Below are 23,283 nucleotides of genomic sequence, written 5' to 3' on the forward strand. Positions count from 1 at the left end.
CCATCGAGATCGCGGTACCCACGATGGTGATGCCGAAGGTGACTTCCAGCGCTCGGGTCACTGTGCTGTTCTCGAACACTTGCCGGTACGCGTCGAAGGTCAGCCCATGCGGTACCAGCACCAGGCCGCCGGCCCTGTTGATCGCACCCTGCGTCGACAGACTCGTGAGTACGACGCAGTACAGCGGGACGATAACCACCGCCAGCACGACGGCGATCACGGTGCCCTTGCCGAACTGCCCGGCCTTTGTGGGCGGCTCCTCCCACACCGGACGGCCCTTGGCCCGCCTGCGCGGTGGCGCAGTGGCCAATCCCCTGGGGGCGAGTGCGCCTTCGAAACCCAACTCGGTCATTTGCGGTACAACCCATCCTCACCGAAGGCGTGCGCGAGCCGGTTCGCTCCATAGATGAGCACCAGCGAGATCACGCTCTTGAACAGGCCGGCCGCGGCGCCGTAACCGTAGTTGTTGGTGCCGATGCCGTAGTAGAAGGCGAAGGTGTCCAGCACGTCGGCGGACTCGTGGCCGACCGCGTCGCGTTGGATCAGCATCTGCTCGAAGCCGACGGTGAGCGCGTTGCCGAGACGCAGCACCAGCATCAGGATGATGACGCCCTTCATCCCGGGCAGGGTGATATGCCACATCCGCCGCCAGCGGCCGGCGCCGTCCGCCGCGGCCGCCTCGTACAGCGTCGGGTCGATCGCGGCCAACGCGGCCAGGAACACGATCAGGCCCCAGCCGGCTTCCTTCCACACCGCCTGCGAGGTCACCAGCAGCTTGAAGGTGCTCGGATCGGTCATCACGTTCCACGGCGTGATGTGGTGGTGGATCAGGAAGGTGTTGAGCAGGCCCGCGCCGCCGAGCATCTGCAGGAAGATCGAGACCACCAGCACCCAGGAGAAGAAGTGCGGCAGGTAGACCACGGCGGAGACGAAAGCCCGGACCTTGTTGCTGACGACCGTGTTCAGCAGCAGCGCGAGCACAATCGGGATGGGGAAGTAGAGGATCAGCTGTACGGCGCTGATCTCCAGGGTGTTGACGACGGCCTTCCAGAACAGCGGGTCGCCGAACAGCTGACGGAAGTTGTCCAGGCCGATGAACTGGCTATGCAGCACGCCGACCAGCGGATCGTAGAACTCGAACGAGGTGATCACGCCGAACATCGGCAGGTAGTTGAAGATGATGACCAGGACGATCGCCGGCAGCGTCATCAGCAGCAGCGTCTTGTCCCGGCGCAACCGGACGCGCCAGGTCATCCGGCGGCGTGGGGCTGGCCGGAACCCGCTTTCCTGCGCTGCGCCGGGACTGAGGTCGACGCCGGGCGGCGCGGACGGGTCGGCCGTCAGCCCGCCGGTGTGGCCGGAGCCGGAGGCGAGCGCGTTCGCCCGCTCCGGTCCGGCCCCGCCTGTCGTGATCGCCGCCACCGGCTGACTCCTCTACTTGTGCCGTCCGCTGATGCCCGTCCGGCGTTCCCGCTGGAGCCGGTTCCGTGCCGAGTGCGCCGTACACGGCACGGAACCGGAGCTTACAAAGGGTTTGCTACATAGCTGAATGCCGCGCAGGTAAAGACGGCACGCTTACTGCATCGAGCCGTACTTGTCGTACACGTTGGTCTGGTACCAGTTGATCACTTCGGTACCGCCGTTCTTCTTCCAGGTGGTGACGGCGTCCTGGAAGGCGGAGACCGGCTTGAGGCCGTGGTAGACCTCCTTGACCGTGTCTTCGACGGCCTGGGCGGTGTCGGCGGCAGCCAGCCGCGCCGGCACCTGGATGTTCGAGTTGGCGAAGACCGGCTTGTACGCGTGCTTGACCGCATCCGCTTGCCAGGCGCAGACATCCTTGGTCAGCTGGTCCATGCCCGGGTTCGAGACGCTGGCCGGCGGGGCGGCGAGGAACTGGTAGGTGTCCTGGTTAGCCTCGGTCTTGCCCTTGTCCGTGTACGTCGGGCCGGCGGGGGTCATGGTGTAGTCCACGCCCTCGACGCCGAAGTTGATCAGCGTGTACTCCTTGGAGCCGAACGGCGCCGCCATGTAGTTCGCCAGCGCCAAGCACTCCTTGATCTGCGCCGGAGTCAGGTTCTTGTTCAGGTAGCTCATGATGCTCGCGCCGGCGGTGGTGAAGATGGTCGGCGTCGTGGTGCCGTCCGCGGAGAAGACCTTGAAAGCCTGCCGGTTGTACTTCGGGTTGGCCGCCAGTCCGGACTGCGCGTCGGACAGGTTCCAGGCACCGGTACCGCCCGCGGCGAGGATGCACTTGCCGGCGTAGAAGCGGTTGCCGGCGTTGCTGGTGTCGCCCGCGAGCGCGTCGGGGTGGATGTAGCCGGCCTTGGCGACCTTGTAGTTCCAGTTGAGCGCTTCGAGGTACTGCGGCGTGTCGTACAGGTGCACCAGCTTGCCGTTCTGCACCTCGAACTTCTCGGGCACGCCGAAGACCTGGTAGGTGTACGGCCACAGGTCGTCGGAGGCGCCGATGCCGCCGTTGGCCTGCTTGCACTCCTTCATCAGCGCCTCGAAGTCGGCGATCGACTTCACGTCCGCGCTCAGGCCCAGCTTGTCGACCAGGAGGTCCTTGCGGTAGAAGAACGTGCCTGCGAAGCCCGCGCCGGTGGCGAAGGACGGGATGCCGTAGAGCTTGTTGTTCCAGACGCCGCCGGTCCAGGCCGCGGTGGGGATGGCGGCCAGGTTCGGGTACTGCAGGATCTTGTCCCCGGCCAGGTATGGGGTCAGATCGGCCAACTGGGTCGCGGTCAGCTCTCCCACGGTGAAGGCCGAGTTCCACCAGGTCGGCATCTGGATCCAGTCCGGCAGCTTCTTCCCGGCGATCAGCGCGGTGACCGAGGTGTTGTACGTGTTGCCGTTGGCCGGGTGCATGTTGATCGTCGCGCCGAGCGCCTTGTTCACCGCGGCGTAGTACGGGTTGTTAGCAGCCGGGATCGAGCCCCACAGCGGCGTGATGGCGTTGTAGGTACCGCCGGAGCCGGGAGTGCCGCTAACCGTCGCAACCGGGTTGGACGGGTAGGTCAGGTATCCGGCGTCGGAGACCGCTCCGCCGGAGCCCTGAACGACGGGGATGTCCGGGCTGACCGCGGAGTTGGCCTTGTAAGTAGGCAGCGCCGCGGAGAGGCCAGTCTTGGTGTTGGTACTGCCCTTCGCGGTGGAAGCGCCATTGCCACAGGCGGTGAGCAACGGCGAGAGGGCTAACGCGCCTGCGGCGCCCGCGGTGGCGGTGACGAATCCGCGGCGGGTGAAGGCGTTCGAGCTCGGCATTGAACTCTCCATTGACGAAAGTGGCTCCGCCTCGTCCGGGGGATCCGATCTTAAGGAGCAGATCCGCGCCCGGTTTCGGCGGGTGGATATCAAGTTGTGCTGGTGCGGGACTTCGCGGCTCCCGTCACCGCACCGAGGGGGAGCACCGCCCTGTGGCGAGACTGTCGAAGCGCTTCAATATTGCGTTGAGGTTAGGTCAGCCCAACCGCCCACGCAAGGGTGTTTGGTCACGTTTCGATATCGGGAGGTCGACTCGAGCGGAGCGCAGGTGGGATCGCGGCCGCTGTGAACCACGGTTATCGATACCACTTGTGATCTGCGCGAAGTTGTCTGGACCAGCGGATTGTCAGGACGGGCGGGGTCGTGCCGGGGTTGACACCGCCGCTGACGAGATGGGACTTTCGAAGCGCTTCGATCGTGGAACCATGTGGAAGGTTGTTTTCGTGAGTGCTACGCCAGTTCCTTCCGTGCCTGTTGCGACTGTCGCCGATCCGGCCGCGAAGGTTGCCGGGCTGCTGGCCGAGCTGACCCTCGCGGAGAAGATCGCCTTCCTGCACCAGCATCAGCCCGCGGTCGAGCGGCTCGGCCTTGACCGGTTCCACACCGGCTGTGAGGCACTGCACGGCGTCGCGTGGATCGGGCGGGCCACCGTGTACCCGCAGGCGGTGGGGCTCGGCGCGACCTGGGACCGGGGGCTGCTGCGGCGGATCGGCCAGGCGGTGTCGACCGAGGTGCGCGCCTTCCGTCAGGACCCGCGCGCGGTCGAGGGCAGCGACATGTACGAAAAGCACATGATGGTCTCGCTCAACGTCTGGTCGCCGGTGGTCAATCTGCTGCGCGACCCGCGCTGGGGCCGCAACGAAGAGGGGTACAGCGAGGACCCTTACGCGACCGCGCAACTGGCGACGGCATACTGCAGCGGGCTGCGTGGTGACCATCCGACGATCTGGCGCACCGCCCCGGTCCTCAAGCACTTCCTTGCGTACAACGTGGAGACCGACCGGGCCGCGATCGACGTGCAGGTACCGGCGCGCGTGCTGCACGAGTACGAGCTGCCGGCCTTCCGCGGCCCGATCGAGGCGGGCGTGGTGGCCGGAGTGATGCCCGGTTACAACCTGACCAACGGGATCCCGAATCACGTACATCCGCTGCTCAACGAGGCATTGCGGGCCTGGAACCCGGAGCTGGTGATCTGCTCCGACGCGCAGGCGCCGTCGAACCTGGTGGAGATCGAGAAGTTCTTCCCCACACATGTCGAGTCGCATGCCGCGGCGCTCAAGGCCGGGCTGGACAGCTATACCGACAACGACGCGAACGCCCAGCCCACGATCGAACGGTTCACCGCGGCACTGCAGCAGGGGCTGGTCACCGAGGCGGACATCGACGCGGCGGTCGGCCGGGTGCTGGCGATGCGCGCGCGGACCGGTGAATTCGATCCCGAACTCGACCCGTACGCCGGCATCCGAGCCGACGTGGTCGTCTCCGAGCCGCACTCGGCGCTGGCCCTGGAGGCCGCGAAGGCTTCGATCGTGTTGCTGAAGAACCAGAATCGCGCGCTGCCGCTTGACGCGCGCGCCGGTTCGGTCGCGGTGATCGGGCATCTCGGCACGCGCGTATTGACCGACTGGTACAGCGGTACGCTGCCCTACTCGATCAGCATCGCGGACGGCCTGCGCACTCGCCTCGGCGCGGATGCGGTGACCGCTGTGGACGGCGCGGACGTGGTCAAGCTGCGCGCGGGCGAGCGCGAGTTCGGCCCGTTCGTGCACCAGGACTGGGGAACGAGCGTGCAATGCCCGGTGGCGGTGCACACGTTCCAGTCCGTGCACAGTGGCAAGTACTTGACACTGACCGGGGAGGAAGACCGGCAAGTCGAAGCTTCCGCGCAGACCCCGGACGGCTGGTTCGTCAAGGAGCTCTGGGAACTGCACCCGGCCGGCGCGGACTCAGCATCCGATCATTTCGTACTGCGCGCCAATGCCGACCACAGCCGGAAGTTCGTACGCGTGGACGAGGCGGGATCGCTCGTCGCTGACGTCGAAGCGCCGCAGAATGCGACGCGGTTCAGCCTCGAATTGCTTACCTCTGGCACGCACGAGGCGGTCGCGGCGGCTTCGGCGGCCGAGCGCGCGATCGTGGTCGTCGGGAACGATCCGCACATTAACGGCCGCGAGACGGTTGACCGCGACGGTCTGGCGCTGCCCGCAGCTCAGGAGTCGTTGCTGCGTGCGGTAGCCGAGGCGAATGCGAACACTGTCGTAGTCGTCGTTTCCAGCTACCCCTACGCGATCGATTGGGCGGCTGAGCACGTGCCCGCGATCCTGTGGACCTCGCATGGCGGCCAGGAGCTGGGCAACGCGCTGGCCGAGGTGCTGACCGGCGGCTACAGCCCGGCTGGCCGACTGCCGCAGACCTGGTACTCGGCCGAGGCAGAGCTTCCCGCGCCGGGTGATTATGACGTCATCGGCGCACAGTGGACGTATCAGTACTCGCAGCGCAAGCATTTGTTCCCGTTCGGATACGGCCTGTCGTACACGACGTTCGAGTACAGCGACCCGATCGCGACCATCGCGCTCGACTCCGTCGCGAGTGCGGATCAGGGCTCGTTCACGGTGACCGTCGAAGTGACGGTGACGAACGCGGGCGACGTCACCGGCGACGAGGTGGCGCAGCTGTACTCACACGCGCTCGACGCCGCCGTGCCCACACCGCTGCGCAAGCTCCAAGGCTTTGAGCGAATCCGGCTGGCGCCGGGCGAATCCCGGACGCTGGCCTTCGAGGTGCCGGGCATCAGCCTGGCGCACTGGTCCGAGCAGGACGGCTGCTTCGTCGGCGAGCCGGGCGACTACGAATTCTCCGTCGGCCGCTCGTCCGTCGATCTTCCGGCGACTGTCACCGTGCCTTGCGGCAAGGCGGTGCAGCTCTATCGCTGAGCTGCCCAACCGCCTCGCCGCACGGCATCAGTAGCGACTACAGATAGAACCGGGAGACGGTCTCGGCGACCGCGGCCGGCTTCTCCACGCCCTGAATCTCCACGACCGCTTTGGCCGTCACCTGCACATAGTCAGCCTGCTGATCCACCTCGGCGACGGTCATGACAGCGCGCACGGAGGAGCCAACCCGGACCGGGTTGATGAAGCGAACCCGGTTCAGGCCGTAGTTGATGCCCATCCGTACGCCCTCGACCCGGTAGACCTCGGCGAGCAGCGCGGGCAGCAGCGAGAGAGTCAGGAAGCCGTGTGCGATCGTCGAGCCGAAGGGCCCGTCCTTGGCTCGCACCTCGTCGACGTGTATCCATTGGTGGTCGCCGGTCGCCTCGGCGAACTGGTCGATCCGATCCTGCCCGATGACCAGCCAGTCGCTCGCGCCGATTTCCGCGCCGACCGACTCGGCCAGCTCGGCGGGGCTTGCGAACACCTTCATCGGTCGGCCCCGCCGTTGACCTGGATGGTCTGGCCGGAGATGAACGAGGCTTCGTCGGCGGCAAGGAAGGCGACCGTCGCGGCGATGTCCTCCGGCGTGCCGACCCGGCGCACCGGCGTCATCTGCGCGGAGGCCTCGCGGAACTTCTCCGGCTCGAAGCCGACCCGGCGCGCGGTGGCGTCGGTCATGTCGGTGGCGATGTAGCCGGGCGCGACCGCGTTCACGTTGACGCCGAACGGTCCGAGTTCGATCGCCAGCGTGGAAGTCAGGCCCATGATTCCGGCCTTGGACGCGGAGTAGTTCGCCTGGCCGCGGTTGCCCAGCGCGGAGCGGGAGGAAAGCGAGACGATCTTGCCGTACTTCTGCGCGACGAAGTGCTTCTGGCACTCGCGCGACATGAGGAAGGCGCTGCGCAGGTTGACCGCGATGACCGAGTCCCAGTCCTCGTCGGTCATCTTGAACAGCAGGTTGTCGCGGGTGATCCCGGCGTTGTTGACCAGGATGTCAATACGCCCGAACTCCTCGACCACCGCGGCGACCGCGGCCTGCACGTCAGCGGTCTTCGACACGTCGGCGCCGACCGCGAACGCCTCGCCGCCGTCCTTGACGATTTGGTCGACGGTGCCCTGCGCCCGATCGGCGGTCAGGTCCACGACCGCGACCCGCGCGCCCTCGTTAGCCAGCCGTCGCGCGATCGCCGCGCCGATGCCTTGCGCCGCACCGGTCACGATCGCGACCTTGCCCTCGAAGCGACTCATCTTCGTGCTCCTCATCCGCTCTGGTGTATTCCGACCCGTCGACATTCAGCAGAAGTCTTACGGCACCGCAGTCTTAAGACACCGCGGTCTAGGGCGCCTCAAGTAGCACCGCTGTTCCCTGCCCGACGCCGACGCATATCGTCGCCAGGCCGCGCCGGTGGCTATCCCGCCGCATCCGGTGGACCAGCGTGGTCACGATCCGCGCACCGGAGCAGCCGAGCGGATGGCCGAGCGCGATCGCGCCGCCGTCCGGGTTGACGATCTGCGGCTCGATGCCGATCCCGTCCATGACCGCGAGTGCCTGCGCCGCGAATGCCTCGTTGAGTTCGGCGGTGTCGAGGTCTGCGATGCTCCAGCCGCTGCGCGCGAGCACCTTCTGCGTGGCCGGGATCGGTCCGACGCCCATGACGTCGGGGTGCACGCCCGCCGACGCGCCCGCGACGTATCGGGCCAGCGGCTCGACGCCGAGTTGGGCCAGGCCTTGCTCGGAGACCAGGACGAGCCCGGCCGCGCCGTCGTTGAGCGGGGAGGAGTTGCCGGCCGTGACGCTGCCGCCCTTGCGGAACACCGGTTTCAGCGCGCCGAGCTTCTCCAGGCTGGTGTCCGACCTGATGCCCTCGTCGGTGTCGACCACGGCGCCCTGCGGCGTGTGCACCTCGACCAGTTCGTCCTTGAAACGCCCGGCGTCGCGGGCTGCGGCTGCTTTCTGGTGGCTGCGCAGCGCGAACTCGTCCTGCCGCTCGCGACCGATGCCGTGCCGGGCCGCGACTTCCTCGGCTGTCTCGCCCATCGCCAGCAGGCCATGCAGCTCGCTCATCAGAGGGTTGACGAGTCGCCAGCCGAGGCGGGTGTCCGCCAGCTCCATCTTGTGCGGTAGCGCGTCATCCGGCCGGGGCAGCACGAACGGGGCGCGGGTCATCGACTCCGAGCCACCCGCGAGTACGATGTCTGCTTCACCTGCGGCAATCGTGCGGGCCGCCACGGTGAACGCCTCAAGGCCCGAGGCGCACAGCCGGTTGATCGTCGCGCCAGGCACCGACTCCGGCAATCCGGCCAGCAGCACGGCCATCCGTGCGACGTTCCGGTTGTCCTCGCCCGCCTGGTTCGCCGCGCCCCAGTAGACGTCGTCGATACGCGCCGGATCGAGGCCGGGCAGCCCGGAGATCAGATCCTTGATGACGGTGGCGGCCAGGTCGTCAGGACGCACCGACGCGAGCGCGCCGCGCAGCCTGCCGATCGGCGTGCGCCGGGCCGCCGCCACGTACACGGTTCGCATAAGCCTTACTCAGCTCCTCGTCGTTGCCGTTCCGGTTCTGCCGCCACGCTGTCCTGATTTACCCCGTCACGCGATCGCGTTGACGCCGGTATGCGCCCGCGCGATCAGCAGCTTCTGCAACTCGCTGGTGCCCTCGTAAAGGGTCATCACGCGGGCGTCGCGCACGAGCTTGCCGACCGGGTATTCGTCGATGTAGCCGTAGCCGCCGAAGACCTGGAGCGCGTTGTTCGCGGCCCGCACCGCGGCCTCGCTCGCGAACAGCTTGGCCATCGAGGACTCGCGGGCGAACTCCTGACCGCGGTCGATGAGATCCGCGACCCGCCAGACCAGCAGCCGCGCCGCGTCCACGTCCACTGCGATGGCGGCGATCAACTCCTGCACCAACTGCCGGTGCGCGATCGGCTTTCCGAACTGCACCCGCTCGGTCGCGTGCCGCACCGCGTGCCGCAGCGCCGCCTCCGCGATGCCGACGCAGCCGGCCGCCACCGACATACGGCCCTTGGCCAGCGCGGACATGGCGACCGTGAAGCCCTTGCCCTCCGCGCCAAGCCGTGCGGTGTCCGGCACTCGCACGCCGTCGAAGGTCAGCTGCGCCGTGGCTTGGCCGCGCAGTCCGAGCTTGCCGTGGATCTCCCGGCGCTCGACGCCCGCCGACTCCAGCGGGACCAGGAACGCGGTGATGCCCCGGTGACCGGGCTCACCGGACCGGGCGAACGCGAGCGCGACGTCGGCCCACGTCCCATTGGTGATGAACATCTTCGAACCGGTCAGCAGCCAGTCCGAGCCGTCGCGTACCGCGCGCATGGTCAGGTTGGCCGCATCAGAGCCCGTATCCGGTTCCGTGAGCGCGAAGCAGGCGAGCGCGTCGCCCGAGCACAGCCGCGGCAGCCAGGTGCGCTTCTGCTCCTCGGTGCCGTACGCGTTGATCGACTTGGCCACCAGCCCGAGCGAGACCGAGACGATGCCGCGCACCGCCGAGTCGCCGCGACCCAATTCCTCAAGCGCCAGCACGTAGGCGAAGTGGTCGCCGCCGGAGCCGCCGTGCTCCTCCGGGATGGTCAGCCCGAGCAACCCGAGCGCGCCGAGCCGCTTGATGATGCCGCGGTCGACCGACTCGGCCCGATCCCATGCGGCGGCGTGCGGGACGATCTCGCGGTCGGTGAAATCCGCGGCCATCCGCCGCAGCGCCGCGTGCTCCTCGTCGAGCGAGAGATCCATGGACCGGACCGCCTTGCCTTCCCTCGCCGGACTTCCGGCGCGAAAACTTGCAGTGCTAGTTTTGGTTGACTGTAACCCACCGCACGCCCGTCCCGGAAGAGCGAGGTGCGTCACTATGGCCAGGCCGAGATCGCCGCTGCTCAGCCGCGAGCGGATCGTGGCCGCGGCGATCGCCTTGGTCGACGCCGAGGGCCTGGCCGCGCTGTCCACCCGGCGGCTGGCGACTCAGCTCGGGGTGAGCGGGCCGTCCCTGTACAACCATTTCGCGACGAAGGACGACCTGCTCGAAGCCGTGGCCGACGCGGTGACCGCGCAGGTGGACATCTCCGCACTGGGCGCGCGCCCGTGGCCGGATGCACTTCGGGCTTGGGCGACCTCGTACCGGCGCACCCTCGCCGAACACCCGAACCTGGTCCCGGTGGTCGCGCACGGTCCCGGACGCCGGCCGCATGCGCTCAGACTCGCCGACGCGGTGTACGGCGCGCTGGTCGACGCGGGCTGGCCGCCGCGCGAGGCGACCCGTATCGGCGCCCTGATGCGCTTCTTCGTGGTCGGCGCGGCGACCGGTTCGTTCGCGGCGGGGTTCGTCGACGATCCGGAACTGTACGGTGCGGATTACCCGCACCTGTCCGACGCGCACCGGCTACAAGCCCGCCGCCGGGAGATCGACGAGGCCGCGTTCGAGACCGGGCTCGACGCGCTCATCGCCGGGCTGGAACTGCGCTTCGCCGGTCTGCCGGCCGTACGCCCGGCCTGAGAGGGCGTCTGAGGGCGGATTCGCGGTCGCTGAGCCAAACCAGGACGCTGCCTTCGAACTGCTGCCTTACCAGGTCTAGACCACCAGCTCGCTGACCAGTGCTTACTGGTCTAGACCTTGACAGGTCCAGTTGGGCACGGTTTAGTCCCTGCGACACCAGTACATCGGCCGACCGAGCCGTACGGCGCCCGGTTGGTGGGCCGTGCACCAGTGCAGCGCACGCTGCACAAAGGAGAGAGCACGTGTCCAGAAAGCGATTTGTGATCTGGCTGAGCGCCGCAGCCGCCACCGCGACGGTCGCCGTCGGCGTCCCGGTCCTCACCAGCAGCGCGGCCTCCGCCGCCACCCCGTGCGCGGCCGCCTGGAGCAGCGGCGCGGTGTACACCGGCGGGATGCAGGCCTCTTATAACGGCGACAACTGGACCGCCAAGTGGTGGACCCAGGGCGACACCCCCGGCGGCGCCGCAGGCGTTTGGTCCGACCAAGGTCCGTGCAGTGGCAGCAGCGGAGGCGGGACCGGCGGCGGCGGAGGTGGCACCGGCGGCGGAAGTTGTACCTACACGACGTGGACCGCCGGCACCAACTACACGACCGGCGCGATCGTCCTCTACCCGCCGAACGGCCAGTACTACCAGGCCACACACGACAACCCAGGCTATGACCCGACCATCAGCACCTGGTTCTGGAGCCCGTACGCCTGCTCCGGATCGAGCGGCGGTGGCGGGACCGGCGGCGGCGGTTCGTCAGGGTTCGTAGTCAGCGAGGCCCAGTTCGATCAGATGTTCCCGAACCGCAATTCCTTCTACACCTACAGCGGTCTGGTCGCGGCGCTGAGCGCGTACCCGGCGTTCGCCACCACCGGCGGCACGACGGTGCAGAAGCAGGAGGCCGCGGCGTTCCTGGCCAACGTGGACCACGAGACCGGCGGCCTGGTCTACATCACCGAGATCGACAAGTCCGGCAACTACTGCGCCAGCGAGCCGTACGGCTGCCCGGCCGGTACGTATGCCTACTACGGCCGCGGCCCGATCCAGCTGAGCTGGAACTTCAACTACAAGGCCGCCGGGGACGCTCTCGGCATCGACCTGCTGGACAACCCCAGCCTGGTGGAGACCGACGCGTCCACCTCGTGGAAGACAGGGCTCTGGTACTGGAACACGCAAACCGGCCCCGGCTCGATGACCGCGCACAACGCGATGGTCACCGGCGCGGGATTCGGCCAGACGATCCGCGCGATCAACGGCAGCATCGAGTGCAACGGCGGCAACACCGCCGAGATGCAGGACCGGGTCAACGATTACCAGGCATTCGTTCAGATCCTCGGCGTGCCGGCCGGGTCGAACCTGACCTGCTAGCCGCTGAGGACTGAGCCCAAAGAGCTAACCAGAACGGCGATCGCGTGCGCCGGAGCCCAATTGCGGCGCACGCGATCGCACGGTTCTTCTATCCGGCGCCGCTCGGACTGCGATTCTCCTCGCCGCGCGACATAGGGTGATCCCGTGACGGCAGGAGGAAAGGGCGGCGGCGCGCGCGTGCGGGCCCTGGTGGTCGAGGACGACCCGGGGATCGCGCGGTCGATGGCCCGCGGGCTCGCTGGCGCTGGATATGACGTCCAGGTCGTCGCGACCGGCGCTCAAGCGCTGGCCGCCGCGCAGGCGGACGTCGTGCTGCTCGATCTCGGCTTGCCGGACATGGACGGGATCGAGGTCTGTCGCAGCCTGCGCCAGCGCGGCGAGGCGGCGATCATCGTGGTGACCGCGCGCGGGGAGGAAGGCGACCGGGTCGTCGCACTCGACGAGGGCGCGGACGACTACCTGGTCAAACCGTTCGGGCTGGCCGAGTTGCTGGCACGCATCCGGGCCGTGCTGCGCCGCATCCGGCCGAGCGGTCCGGCGGTGTACATCCATGGCCCGATGACTGTGGACCCGCGCACGCGGCGAGTGACCGTCGGCGGCGGCGAGATCGCGCTGACGCCGAAGGAATTCGACATTCTCGAGTGTCTGGCCGCCGATCCGGGCCGGGTCGTGACCCGGCAGGAGTTGCTGGAGCGGGTCTGGGACGCCAATTGGTACGGGCCGACCAAGGTGCTGGACGTGCACGTGGCGGCGTTACGGCGCAAGCTTGGGGTGCCCGGACTCGTCGAGACTGTGTACGGCCGCGGCTTCCGGCTCGGCGAGGTCGAGGCAGAGGCGAACTGACCAGCCGTGTCCCGACGTATCGCGCTGACTTTCGTCGCACTCATCGCCGCGCTGCTGGTGCTGGCCGTGGTCCCGGTCGGCCTTGCGATCAACGACAACCAGCACGAGTCGTTTCGCTTCGACGCCATCTCGGCCGCGCGTCTGGTCTCCTCCGCCGCCGAGGAATACCTGGCGGATCACCATCCGGCCGCCGCGATGAAGGAAGCGCTGGCCGAGGCGGCGGCGCACGGCGACTGCGCCGCGGTATACGGACCCGCTGACGTACTGCTTTCCTCAGCCGGCTGCTCGCAGGCCACTGACACGTCGGCGCGCGCGTTGGTGGCCGCTGCGCACAAGGCACGTGGCGACGAAAAGACCGCGAGCGACGGCGAGTGGTTCCAAGCCGCGGTGCCTATATCAGACGACGACAAATATTCGGGCACGGTCGTGTTAGCGCGCTCATCCGGACCGCTGGACGCTCACCTGACCGTCCTTTGGCTTTGGCTCACGCTTACAGGTCTCGGCGCGCTGGTGCTCGGCGTGGTGCTCGCGATCCGGTTGGCTCGCTGGGTTTCTCGGCCGCTGAGCGGGCTTGGCAGCGCGGCGGCCCGGCTCGGCGATGGCGATCTGGAGGTGCGCGCCGAGCCGGGGGACGGGCCGGCCGAGGTGCGAGCGCTCGCCGCGACGTTCAATCGGATGGCCGAGCGCACCCAGACGCTCGTGCACGGCCACCAGGCGTGGGTCGCAGACGTCTCACATCAGTTGCGCACACCGCTAGCGGCGCTGCGCCTGCGCTTGGACGTGCTCGCCGCAGAGTCCGAGGCGCAGACCGCCGCCGAGCTCGGCGGGGCGCTCGAAGAGATCGCGCGGCTCTCTCGCCTGGTGGATGGGCTCCTCGCGGTCGCCAGAGCCGAAGGGAGGGTGCCGCGCCGGGAGCCGGTGGACGTCGGCGCGGTGGCTGCTGAGCGCGTATCCGCATGGGAGCCGGTGGCTCGCGAACGGCGGATAGAACTGGAGCTGACAGGGGCCGGCGAGATGTACGGCCAGGCCGCGAAGGCGCGTCTCGGGCCCGGAGATCTTGAGCAGATGCTCGACAACGTACTGGCCAACGCCCTGGAGGCGGTGCCGGACGAGGGATTGGTACAAGTCCGGGTGACCCGTGACGGCGACCGAGTGCTGCTCAGCGTGATCGACCACGGTCCAGGCATGGGAGAGCGGGCGAAACGGGCCGCGTTCCATCGTTTCGCCAACTTGGAGGCACGCGGCAACGGTCTCGGCCTCGCGATCGTGCATCGCCTCGTCACCGCGGACGGCGGCGCAGTACGGCTGCTGGACACGCCCGGCGGCGGCTTGACCGTGGAACTCGACCTTCCATCAGAACCCTGACCCTGCGGCCGCACCTCAACGCACTTCCCTTCCCCTCCCATCAACGGTGGTGATCTTTACCGGTTCTGAGCGACTTCTGAACCGGATACATGAAGCCCGATCTCGATCCTGGGAGGGAGATCAGCAGAAGGGACGCACGGGACCGTGGCGCATGACAGCTCTGTGTCGAATTCTGTGTCGAATATGGCCGCAGCGAGCGATGCCACCCACTCCAGTGGCGCGGGATCCCATCGCAGGACCACGCCTGCCGAGTCGCAGGCCGGCCCGGAGGGAAACGAGCGGCTGACCGCGATCACCGGAGCCGTGCTGCTCGTACTGCTCGCGGCGGAGGGCGTGACGATCCTTTCCCTGCGCAGCTTGCTGTACTGGCACTACTTCATCGGCCTGCTGCTGATCGGCCCGGTCTGCGTGAAGATCGGCTCGACCTTCTACCGGTTCGTTCGTTACTACACCGGTCAACGCGACTACGTGCGCAAGGGGCCGCCAGCGCCGTTGTTGCGAGTGCTGGGACCGCTCGTCGTCCTCACCACGCTCGGCGTATTCGGCACCGGCGTCGCCCTCGGTTTCGCAAAGAGCGCCTCGTCTCACGGCATCCCGATCCTGTTTCTGCATAAGGCGAGCTTCGTGCTTTGGGCGGGCGCGATGACGATCCACGTGCTCGCCTACGTCTGGCGGCTGCCGAGCCTCATCGGCTCGGACTTGCGCGGCTCGCGGGCGTACGGTGCCACGGTCGTCGTCGGCGGCCGCGGCCTGCGCTGGGCGGTCACGGCGGTGGGTCTGGGCGGCGGAGTGACCCTGGCGATGGCGGCCGCGCATCTCGCCGGAGCATGGCAGCGGTGATGGCGCCGCCCCCACTCGGTGCGGCGCGCGCCGCCTTCCGCGCGTTCGGCGGGACCGTGGTCGTGCACACGGCCGTCGCGGACCGGCTCGACGCCGCTACGACGGCTGCGCGCGCGGAGATCGAAGCGATGGATGATGCGTGCGATCGCACTCGGCCGGATTCGGAGCTGTCCCGGGTCAATGCGCGCGCCGGCCGGCTCGTTCCAGTGAGCGCTCACTTCGGCGAGGCGATCGACGTCGCAATACGCGCCGCGCGGCTCACGGACGGCGCGCTGGATCCGGCCCGCGGTCTCGGCTGGCGATCGATCGAGTGGGATCCGCGCCAGCGCACGGTGCGGATCGGGCCGGGCGCCCACCTGGATCTCGACGCGACCGCGCGAGCGCTAACGGCCGACAGGGCGGCGTACGCGGCGTGCCGGGCTGCCGAATGCGGCGTGCTGGTGGCGCTTGACGACTACCTCGCCGCGCAGGGTCAGGCCCCTGACGGTGCTTGGCGAGTGAGCCTGACCGAGCACCAGGGCAACGGTGACGACGCGACCGGCAGGCTCCCCGAAGCGGCCGAGACCGTCACCTTGACCGAAGGTGGGCTCGCCACCTCGAGTGGCGCCCTTTCCTCCGGCTGCGCAGAGCCGCGACAGCACCCCGCTTGGCGCACCATCACCGTCGCCGCAATCACGTGTGTCGACGCGAGCATCGCGGCTACCACGGCGCTCATTCGCGGCGCGTCCGCGGCCCGGTGGCTCTCCGATCTCGGCCTGCCGGCCCGCCTCGTCCGGCAAGACGGCAGTGTTCTGACACTCTCCGGCTGGCCCGCTCGCCGCGCTGCGACTGACCCATGGAATTCGGCCGACGGCTAGGCCGCGGGTAAGAAGTTTCGCCGGCGATACTTCTTGCCCGCGGCCTAACCGCCGCGGATCAGGGTACAGACTGAAATGCGCTCGCGGTGCCGCCGCACCATCGCGGGTACGAGCAGGAACAGAAGCAGCGGAACCGCGAGGGGAGACGCGGTTGACTCAACCACTGCACGAGCCTCCGACAGCGCGCATGCTGGCGGCCGTTCGGATTTTTTTCGCGACCTTGGGCGTGGTGGGGCTGCTCTTCGGTTATCTCGGACTCGACCAGTACATGCACGCGCGACCGAAACTCGCCGGCGACGCAACAGTCAGTAACCTGATTTACTATGACGTCGAGCTGGCGCTCTTACAGTCCACGCCGCTGACCTCGGGCGGTCCGCTTAATCCGCAGCTGCAGGTAGGGCGCTTCTGCGCACCATGCGTGCTCGTATACCCGATCGCCGAATTCGTGATCGCCCTCTCCGCGACGCGGGTCAGACGGCGGCGCGCCCGCCGGGCTCGCGGTCACGCCGTCGTATGTGGCTCAAGTCGCGCCGCACAAACGCTGACCGCGCGATTGCGGGCGAACGGTATCCGCGTCGTGGTCATCGCGACAGCGAGCATCGACGCGCCCGCGCGGGACGTCGTCGTCGGCGATCCGCGTATGCCGCAGACCCTCCTCGCCGCAGGGGTTCCGCGGGCGGACCGGGTGTATGCCTGCCTCGAACGCAGCGAGGAGAACGCGGCGATCGCAGCCGCGGTCGAGCAATTGCGCACCTCAACCGGCCCGCACCGTATCCATGTCCTCATACCCGATGCGGACCTGTGCTCTGCCTTGCGCGCCAGGCGCTGGAGCCTGGCGGCGGCCGGCGCGCACCGGCTCAACTTCGTCAACCCGGACGAACTGGCCGCGCAGGCCGTGGTGAGGGCGGACGACGCGGCTTTCGCCGGCGGCACGCCGCGGATCGCGATCGTCGGAACCGGGGCGTTCGCCCGGGCGGTCCTGGTCGAGTTCGCGCGCCAATGGGTCACCCGCGGCGGCGCTCGTCGCGAGCCGGCGCACATCGCGCTGATCGGCGCTGACGCTGCCGTAGTCGCCGCCGCGTTGCCGGCCCGCTTCGCGTTCCTCGCCAGCGCGTGCCACATCGAGCCGCATCACACCTCGCTCGAGGCGGTGCTGGAACGCGGCGGCGGCAATGGATCCACGGCCGCACTGCGCAGGCTCTACCTCTGCCAGCAAGACGAGACCGAGACCCTCAAATCAGCCCTCGACACCGCTGCGCGCCTCCCGACGGCCGCGACGCGCATCGTGGCCCGAATCGACCGGATGACCGGCATAGCGGCCGGATTCCGCGCGGACCCCGGCGGCGGCTCAGCACTCTTCGACGCGCTCGGCGGCCGGTTGCGCCTGGTAGACGTCATCGAAGAAGGCTGCGACCCGATGCGCATGGAGGACGATCTGGCCGAATGGCTCGCCCGCACCTGTCATCAGCGCTACCTCACCGATCAGTTCGCCCAAGGCGCCGCACCGGCCGACTCGCCCGCGCTGGTGCCTTGGGAACAGCTCGCCGAGGAGTACCGGGCGGCGAACCGAGATCAGGCCGCGGATGTCGGCCAGAAGCTCGCGGCGATCGGTTGCGTGCTGTGCCTACGCCAAGGCGGCGGCCCGAGCTTCGCCTTTCAGCACGGTGAAGTGGATCGGCTCGCGCAGCTCGAACATGAGCGCTGGACGGCCGAGCGGCTGCGGCACGGCTGGACGCTCGGACAGGTCCGCGACGAGGCGCGGCGACGGCATCCCTCGCTCGTCCCGTGGGCCGATCTTCCCGAGCCGCAACGCGAAAAGGACCGCCAAGTAGTGCGCGGGCTGCCGTCGATGCTCGCCGACGCGGGCCTCGCCATCGTCCGCGCGGAGCCCGACGTCCGCGCGGAGCCCGAGGATCGCCACGTCCCTCAGCTGCGTGGCACCTGAATCAGCCGCCGGTCACCGTGAACCACTCCGAATAACGGTCCGGCAGTCGCGTGTAGGTCCTATCGACTGCAGTACCCAGTCCACCGCAAGGGGTGCGCCAAGATACGGGCTCGTATAGGGTCCATCCGTCGGTCTCACGGGAGGGCACCGGACATGTCGATCGAATTGCCGTCGGAAGTGGTGCAACTACTTCAGTTCATCGGCGTCCAGTGGCCGAACATCGACGAGGACAAAGTTCGCGAGGCGGGGCAGCACGTCAAGCAGTTCGCCGCGAACATCCAGTCCACGCACCAGGACGCGACCGCGCACCTGCAGCAGGCGGGGCAGCATTATCAGGGCGCTGGCTACGAGGCGATGATCGCCGCCTGGGGGCAGAAATCCCAGGACCACATGAGCGAACTGGTCACCACCTGTCAGGTGGTCGCGACGGCGATGGACGCGGCCGCGGAAGTCATCATCGGGATGAAGGTCGCGGCGATCGCCGAACTGGTCGCGCTGGCGGCGAGTTTCATCGCCGACCAGGCCGCGGCGGTCGCGACGTTCGGACTGGCGGAGGCGGCGTTGCCGGCGATCGAGTTCGCGGCCAAGAAGTGTGTGGAGTTCCTCGAACAGCAACTCGTCCAGTACATCATCGGCCAGGTGATCGAGGCGGCGATCCACCCGTTCATCGGCACCATCGACAAGGCGATCGACGGGCTGGTCTATTCGGCCATGTCGTCTGCGTTCGGGTCGTCGGGATCCGGCGGCGGGACTGTGGGGTCCGGCTTCCAGATGGCGGTAGACGAGTACAAGTCCCACGCCCAAGGCCTGCAGCAGCACGCGGACGCGATGGCTCAGCACGCACAGATCCTGCACTCCAACTTGTCGGGGATGAGCTTCGAATGAGCGGGATAGCCAAGGCGATCGAGGACGGGGTCAAGCAGGTCGCCGAACACGTCGGCACCCGGCTGGGGCCCAAGCTCAAGGAGTTCATCGAGGACACCAAGAACGGGATGGTCAAGTCCGCGGAGAACACCGCCAAGGCCGAGGCGGAGAACAAGCGGGCGATCGAGGGCATCCTGCAGGACGGCGAGCGCACCGCCGGCAACGACGTTGAGCGCGCCGCGACAGGGTTGCGGCCGGGCGAGGGCGAACGGGATCTGGGCGGGACCAAGGGCGGCGGGCAGGCGAGCGAGGGTAACGGCAGCGTCGAGACCGGCGGGACCGACCCGGTCGACGTGGTGTCCGGCCAGATGGTCACCAGCGCGGTCGACGTCGATCTCGCGGGCCTGCTACCACTGATCCTGCGCCGCGCGTACGCCTCCGGTTACCGGGGCGGACGCCTGCTTGGTCCCGGCTGGTCCAGCACGCTGGATCAGCGGCTTGAGATCGATGACGACGGAATCCACTACGCCGGGGACGACGCGCAGATCCTGCACTATCCGGTGCCCGCACAGCCGGGAATGCCGGTGCTGCCCGCGGATGGTGCACGGTGGCAGTTGTCTTACGACCGCGGCAGCGACGCATATCGCATTGAAGACCCTGAGAGCGGCTGGACCCGTCACTTCGCTGCCGGCCACGCGGACTCGAATGTCCGTCCGATCAGTGCCCTAACAGACCGAAACGGCAACCGGGTCACCTACGCCCGCGACCACGATGGACTGCCCGTCGCGATCGGGCACTCGGGCGGCTACCGCGTCGGAGTGGACACTACGTACACCAGCGGTGGTTACCGCATTGAGAAACTGCGTATGGCCGACGGCACGGACCTGGTGGAGTACCGCTATGACGCGCTCGGGCGGTTGTCCGGGATCGTCAACTCCTCAGGCCTGCCATACACCTATGAATACGACGGTTCGGACCGCATCACCACGTGGATCGACCGGAACGGCCACGGCTACACCTATACGTACGACGAGGCCGGCCGCGTCGTCGCTGGCGTCGGACCGGGCGGACGACTGGCCTCGACGCTCACCTACGACCTAGACAACCGCGTCACCACCGTCACCAACAGCCTCGGGCACAGTACGAGGTACCACTACGACGCGAACGGGCACATCACCAAGACCGTCGACCCACTCGGCAACGTCACGCTGACCGAGTACGACCGGTATGGCCGAGTGATCGGCCTGACCAACGCGCTGGGCGCCAGCACCCGCCGCGAGTTCGACCAGCAGGGTTGCCCGGCCCGCGTCGAACGGCCGGATGGCACATCGATACAGCTCGCGTACGGGGCGTTGTCGCGCCCTGTCCAAGTCGTGGGGCCTGACGGGGCGACCTGGCGGCACTCGTATGACGAGCGCGGGAATCTGGAGTCGACGAGCGACCCCGCCGGTGCCGAGACGCGCCACACCTACGACGAGTCGGGCATCCTGACCGCGACGACCGACGCGCTAGGCAACGTGACGCGGTATCAGAGCAATCCGGCAGGACTCACCCTCTCCGTCGCCAACGCGCTCGGCGCGCAGACCCGGATTACGCACGACGCCTTCGGCCGCGTCGCCTCCGTCACCGACCCGACCGGCGCGCAGACCCGGCTGGGTTGGACCCGCGAGGGCCGGCCAGCCTGGCGAGTCACCCCCGACGGGCAGCGCGCCGAGTGGACTTACGACGCCGAGGGCAACCTCCTCGAACACTGCGACGCCAACGGCGGCACGACCACCTTCGAGTACGGGCCCTTCGACAAGCCGGTCTCGCGAACCGACCCCAGCGGCAACCGCTACGCCTTCGCCTACGACACCGAGCTACGCCTCGTCGCCGTAACCAACCCGCAGGGCCAAGTCTGGCGCTACACCTACGACGAAGCCGACAACCTCCTCTCCGAAACTGACTTCGACGGCCGCACCGTGACATACCGGTACGACGCCGCCGGCCAGGTCGTCGAGCGCGTCAACGGCGCGGGCGAGACCACCGTCTTCGTCCGCAACCGCCTGGGCCTGGTGACTGAACGCCGGTCCGGCGACCGCGTCTACCGGTTCGCGTACGACGCCGCGGGGCTGCTGTCGCGCGCCGACGGCTCGGACGGCGCGCTCGAGTACACCCGCGACCGACTCGGCCGCGTGCTGACCGAGAGCTGGGACGGCCGGATCCTCGCGGCCGAATATGACGGCCTGGGCAGGCGCGTACGCCGCATCACCCCGTCCGGAGCGGTCTCCGACTGGAGCTACGACACGACCGGATCACCGGTCGCCCTAACCACTTCGGCGGGTGCGTTGTCGTTCCAGTACGACGCGGCCGGACGCGAGACAACGCGCTATCTCGGAGCGCAGGCCGCGCTGAGCCAGCGTTACGACGACGCGGGACGCCTGAGCGCACAGAGCGTCTGGGCGTACGACCAGGGCATCGCACCCGCACCCGAGCCCCGGTTGCAGCAGGAACGCACCTACGCTTACCGCCCTGACGGTTATCCCGTCGAGGTCACCGACCACCTGCGCGGCACTCGGCGTTACGACCTCGACCAGACGGGCCGCGTCACCGCCGTGCATGCCGCCACTTGGTCAGAGAACTACGCCTATAACGCGCTGGGCAATCTCACGCATTCCGCGGCGCCCGGCGATGAGGACCGTCAAGGCGAGGCCCAGTATGTAGGCGCTCTGATTCGCAGCTCCGGCCGAACCAGCTACGAGCACGACGCCCAGGGGCGCATCGTCCGCTCCACACGCCGCACCCTCTCGGGCCAGACGAAGCAGTGGACGTATACCTGGGACGCCGACGACCACCTTGTTCAAGCGACGACTCCCGACGGCTCGGTCTGGCAGTACGGCTACGACCCGCTAGGGAGGCGTACCAGCAAGCGACGGCTCGCCGCGAACGGGGCGGTCACCGAGGAGGTGCAGTTCAGCTGGGACGGTGCCCGGCTCGCCGAGCAGCGCACCGTGCGCGACGGCCAGGCCGAGGTGCTGACCTGGGACTGGGACCCGGGAACTCATCGTGCGGCGGCGCAGACGCGCCGCCGGTTCGACGCACAGACCTCCCAGGCCGAGGTGGACGCGGAGTTCTACGCCATCGTCACCGATCTGATCGGCGCGCCCTCCGAACTGGTGGCCGGGGACGGCCGGATCGCTTGGCACCGCAGCACCAGCCTCTGGGGAACGCCGATCGCGGTGGCAGGCGACGGCGTGGACTGCCCGCTCGGCTTTCCCGGCCAGTATCAGGACATTGAAACAGGCCTGAGTTACAACTACTTCCGTTACTACGATCCGGCCACTGCCCGCTACGTCAGCCCCGACCCGCTCGGGCTCGACGCCGGGCCCAACAACCGCCTGTACACCGACAACCCGCTGGTGTGGGCCGACCCGCTCGGGCTCTGCCCCAGCCGCGGCGCGCCGAAGTTCATCACGGACGCCAACGGCAACACCACGGTGCGCGGGCCCGGGCGCCCAGACAGCGACCTGGTGCTCAGCGGCCACGGCGCGATCGCGTCCACAGACACGTCCATGGTCACGGTTCCGCAGGGCACTACGCTGCACATGTACAGCAACCACGGAACTACGATCTCGGACTCACTCGGAAACCGGATCGAGACCGGAAGCCCGACTCCCCTGCACACCTACAAGGCAGGCGACCAGGTTCCGGACTACTACCTCTTCCCGCCCGGAGGCGGCGGCCTGCCCAAGCTGAACATCAAGGGCAGCCCGATCACGGTCACCGGACCGACCCGCCTGTCCGACCTGCTCAAGCCCAACATGGATTCGGTGCACTGGGCGGCCTGCCGGGAAGCCGTACCGCAAGCCGTGGTGAACAAGTTCCTCAACGCGACCTATCCATGACCCGAACGTCGGAAAGCCGCCCGTGACCTACTTCGAAGACCTCTCGCCCTACACCTACCTGCCCGAGACGGTGCCGCCCGGAGTCACCGTCCGCAACGTTGGCTGGCTCGACGGCGAGCATCCCTTCACAGTCGGCAAGCCGCCCGCGCAATTCGCGGACAAGCTCGGTGTCCTGTGCGCGGACCACGCCACCGCCCAGACGCGCGGGATCCACTGGTGCGACCTGTGCCTCGAAAGCGGCGATGACCCGGAGGAAAGCCATCCGGTCACGGGCACCGCGCTCACCCTCGGTAGCGCGGAAGTCAGGGTGCTAACGCCCGAGGGTGAGTTGCTGGCGGCCCCGGACCTGGTCTACCACTATGTTGCGCGGCATTCCTACCTGCCCCCGGAGCCATTCATCGAAGCCGTTCTGGCCGACCGGATCGCGCCCGAGAACGACGGAGATCAGGCCTAGTCACTGCCGTATTCATCGCCGCGCGAAAAGCAAAAGGGCCGGTAACCATCAACGGGTTACCGGCTCTGTGCTGGGTGGACCTGAGGGGATTTGAACCCCTGACCCCCTCGATGCGAACGAGGTGCGCTACCGGGCTGCGCCACAGGCCCTTTGAACGTGTAGAGGCTACCACAGGGGACG

General features: G+C 68.2%; 17 protein-coding genes, 1 tRNA gene and 1 pseudogene. 11 read left to right on the forward strand and 8 right to left on the reverse strand.

Features of this window, described 5'->3' with window-relative positions:
• From VN779_RS02045 to VN779_RS02055, 3 genes and pseudogenes are all read right to left on the reverse strand, one after another.
• Positions 1–352: pseudogene (locus VN779_RS02045) on the reverse strand (carbohydrate ABC transporter permease); the annotation flags it as partial.
• Entirely contained in the window at positions 349–1,422 is a 1,074-nt protein-coding gene (locus VN779_RS02050; RefSeq protein WP_325719536.1) for an ABC transporter permease, read from the reverse strand. The gene VN779_RS02050 and the pseudogene VN779_RS02045, both read right to left, overlap by 4 nt.
• Positions 1,423–1,575: 153 nt before the next feature.
• Positions 1,576–3,264, reverse strand: a complete 1,689-nt coding sequence (locus tag VN779_RS02055) for a hypothetical protein (protein ID WP_325719537.1) — start codon at positions 3,262–3,264, stop codon at positions 1,576–1,578.
• 467 nt (positions 3,265–3,731) lie between these two features.
• Between VN779_RS02055 and VN779_RS02060 the strand changes: the two genes are divergently transcribed.
• Positions 3,732–6,197 (forward strand): beta-glucosidase family protein, encoded by a 2,466-nt coding sequence (locus tag VN779_RS02060; protein ID WP_325719539.1) that lies wholly within the window; start codon positions 3,732–3,734, stop codon positions 6,195–6,197.
• 37 nt (positions 6,198–6,234) lie between these two features.
• On the opposite strand, the gene VN779_RS02065 is transcribed toward VN779_RS02060, so the two are convergent.
• From VN779_RS02065 to VN779_RS02080, 4 genes are all read right to left on the reverse strand, one after another.
• Positions 6,235–6,687, reverse strand: a complete 453-nt coding sequence (locus tag VN779_RS02065) for a MaoC family dehydratase (RefSeq protein WP_325719542.1) — start codon at positions 6,685–6,687, stop codon at positions 6,235–6,237.
• Complete coding sequence (locus VN779_RS02070) at positions 6,684–7,445, reverse strand: glucose 1-dehydrogenase (protein WP_325719544.1); 762 nt, start codon at positions 7,443–7,445, stop codon at positions 6,684–6,686. Before VN779_RS02070 ends, VN779_RS02065 begins: the two co-directional genes overlap by 4 nt.
• 88 nt (positions 7,446–7,533) lie before the next feature.
• Positions 7,534–8,721, reverse strand: coding sequence for an acetyl-CoA C-acyltransferase (locus VN779_RS02075; RefSeq protein WP_325719546.1), 1,188 nt, complete (start codon positions 8,719–8,721; stop codon positions 7,534–7,536).
• Positions 8,722–8,787: 66 nt separating this feature from the next.
• Positions 8,788–9,939: an acyl-CoA dehydrogenase family protein gene (locus VN779_RS02080; RefSeq protein ID WP_325719547.1), complete on the reverse strand. Its 1,152-nt coding sequence runs from the start codon at positions 9,937–9,939 to the stop codon at positions 8,788–8,790.
• 115 nt (positions 9,940–10,054) lie between these two features.
• On the opposite strand from VN779_RS02080, the gene VN779_RS02085 reads away from it, so the two are divergent.
• The 10 genes from VN779_RS02085 (at position 10,055) to VN779_RS02130 (ending at position 23,103) form a co-directional block, all read left to right on the forward strand.
• Positions 10,055–10,696: a TetR/AcrR family transcriptional regulator gene (locus VN779_RS02085; RefSeq protein ID WP_325719549.1), complete on the forward strand. Its 642-nt coding sequence runs from the start codon at positions 10,055–10,057 to the stop codon at positions 10,694–10,696.
• A 242-nt stretch (positions 10,697–10,938) separates the two neighbouring features.
• The gene (locus tag VN779_RS02090) at positions 10,939–12,051 is read left to right on the forward strand and encodes a glycoside hydrolase family 19 protein (RefSeq protein WP_325719552.1); all 1,113 of its coding nucleotides are present in this window, start codon (positions 10,939–10,941) and stop codon (positions 12,049–12,051) included.
• A gap of 144 nt (positions 12,052–12,195) precedes the next feature.
• On the forward strand, positions 12,196–12,894 hold the full coding sequence (locus tag VN779_RS02095) for a response regulator transcription factor (protein WP_325719554.1): 699 nt from the start codon (positions 12,196–12,198) through the stop codon (positions 12,892–12,894).
• 6 nt (positions 12,895–12,900) lie between these two features.
• Positions 12,901–14,259, forward strand: coding sequence for a HAMP domain-containing sensor histidine kinase (locus VN779_RS02100; RefSeq protein WP_325719556.1), 1,359 nt, complete (start codon positions 12,901–12,903; stop codon positions 14,257–14,259).
• A 183-nt stretch (positions 14,260–14,442) separates the two neighbouring features.
• The gene (locus VN779_RS02105; protein WP_325719557.1) at positions 14,443–15,099 is read left to right on the forward strand and encodes a hypothetical protein; all 657 of its coding nucleotides are present in this window, start codon (positions 14,443–14,445) and stop codon (positions 15,097–15,099) included.
• Entirely contained in the window at positions 15,087–15,956 is an 870-nt protein-coding gene (locus tag VN779_RS02110) for an FAD:protein FMN transferase (RefSeq protein ID WP_325719559.1), read from the forward strand. Before VN779_RS02105 ends, VN779_RS02110 begins: the two co-directional genes overlap by 13 nt.
• A 229-nt stretch (positions 15,957–16,185) precedes the next feature.
• A complete protein-coding gene (locus VN779_RS02115; protein WP_325719562.1) occupies positions 16,186–17,901 on the forward strand; it encodes a RyR domain-containing protein in 1,716 nt (571 codons plus the stop codon).
• A 153-nt stretch (positions 17,902–18,054) separates the two neighbouring features.
• The gene (locus tag VN779_RS02120) at positions 18,055–18,786 is read left to right on the forward strand and encodes a hypothetical protein (protein ID WP_325719563.1); all 732 of its coding nucleotides are present in this window, start codon (positions 18,055–18,057) and stop codon (positions 18,784–18,786) included.
• A complete protein-coding gene (locus VN779_RS02125; RefSeq protein WP_325719565.1) occupies positions 18,783–22,649 on the forward strand; it encodes a putative adhesin in 3,867 nt (1,288 codons plus the stop codon). Before VN779_RS02120 ends, VN779_RS02125 begins: the two co-directional genes overlap by 4 nt.
• Positions 22,650–22,671: 22 nt before the next feature.
• A complete protein-coding gene (locus tag VN779_RS02130; RefSeq protein ID WP_325719567.1) occupies positions 22,672–23,103 on the forward strand; it encodes a hypothetical protein in 432 nt (143 codons plus the stop codon).
• Positions 23,104–23,178: 75 nt separating this feature from the next.
• Here the strand turns inward: VN779_RS02130 and VN779_RS02135 are convergent.
• Positions 23,179–23,252 (reverse strand) — tRNA-Ala (locus VN779_RS02135).
• Between the last annotated feature and the right edge of the window lie 31 nt (positions 23,253–23,283).

Source organism: Actinocrinis sp., from assembly GCF_035605935.1.
In the GTDB taxonomy this organism is placed as follows: domain Bacteria; phylum Actinomycetota; class Actinomycetes; order Streptomycetales; family Catenulisporaceae; genus Actinocrinis.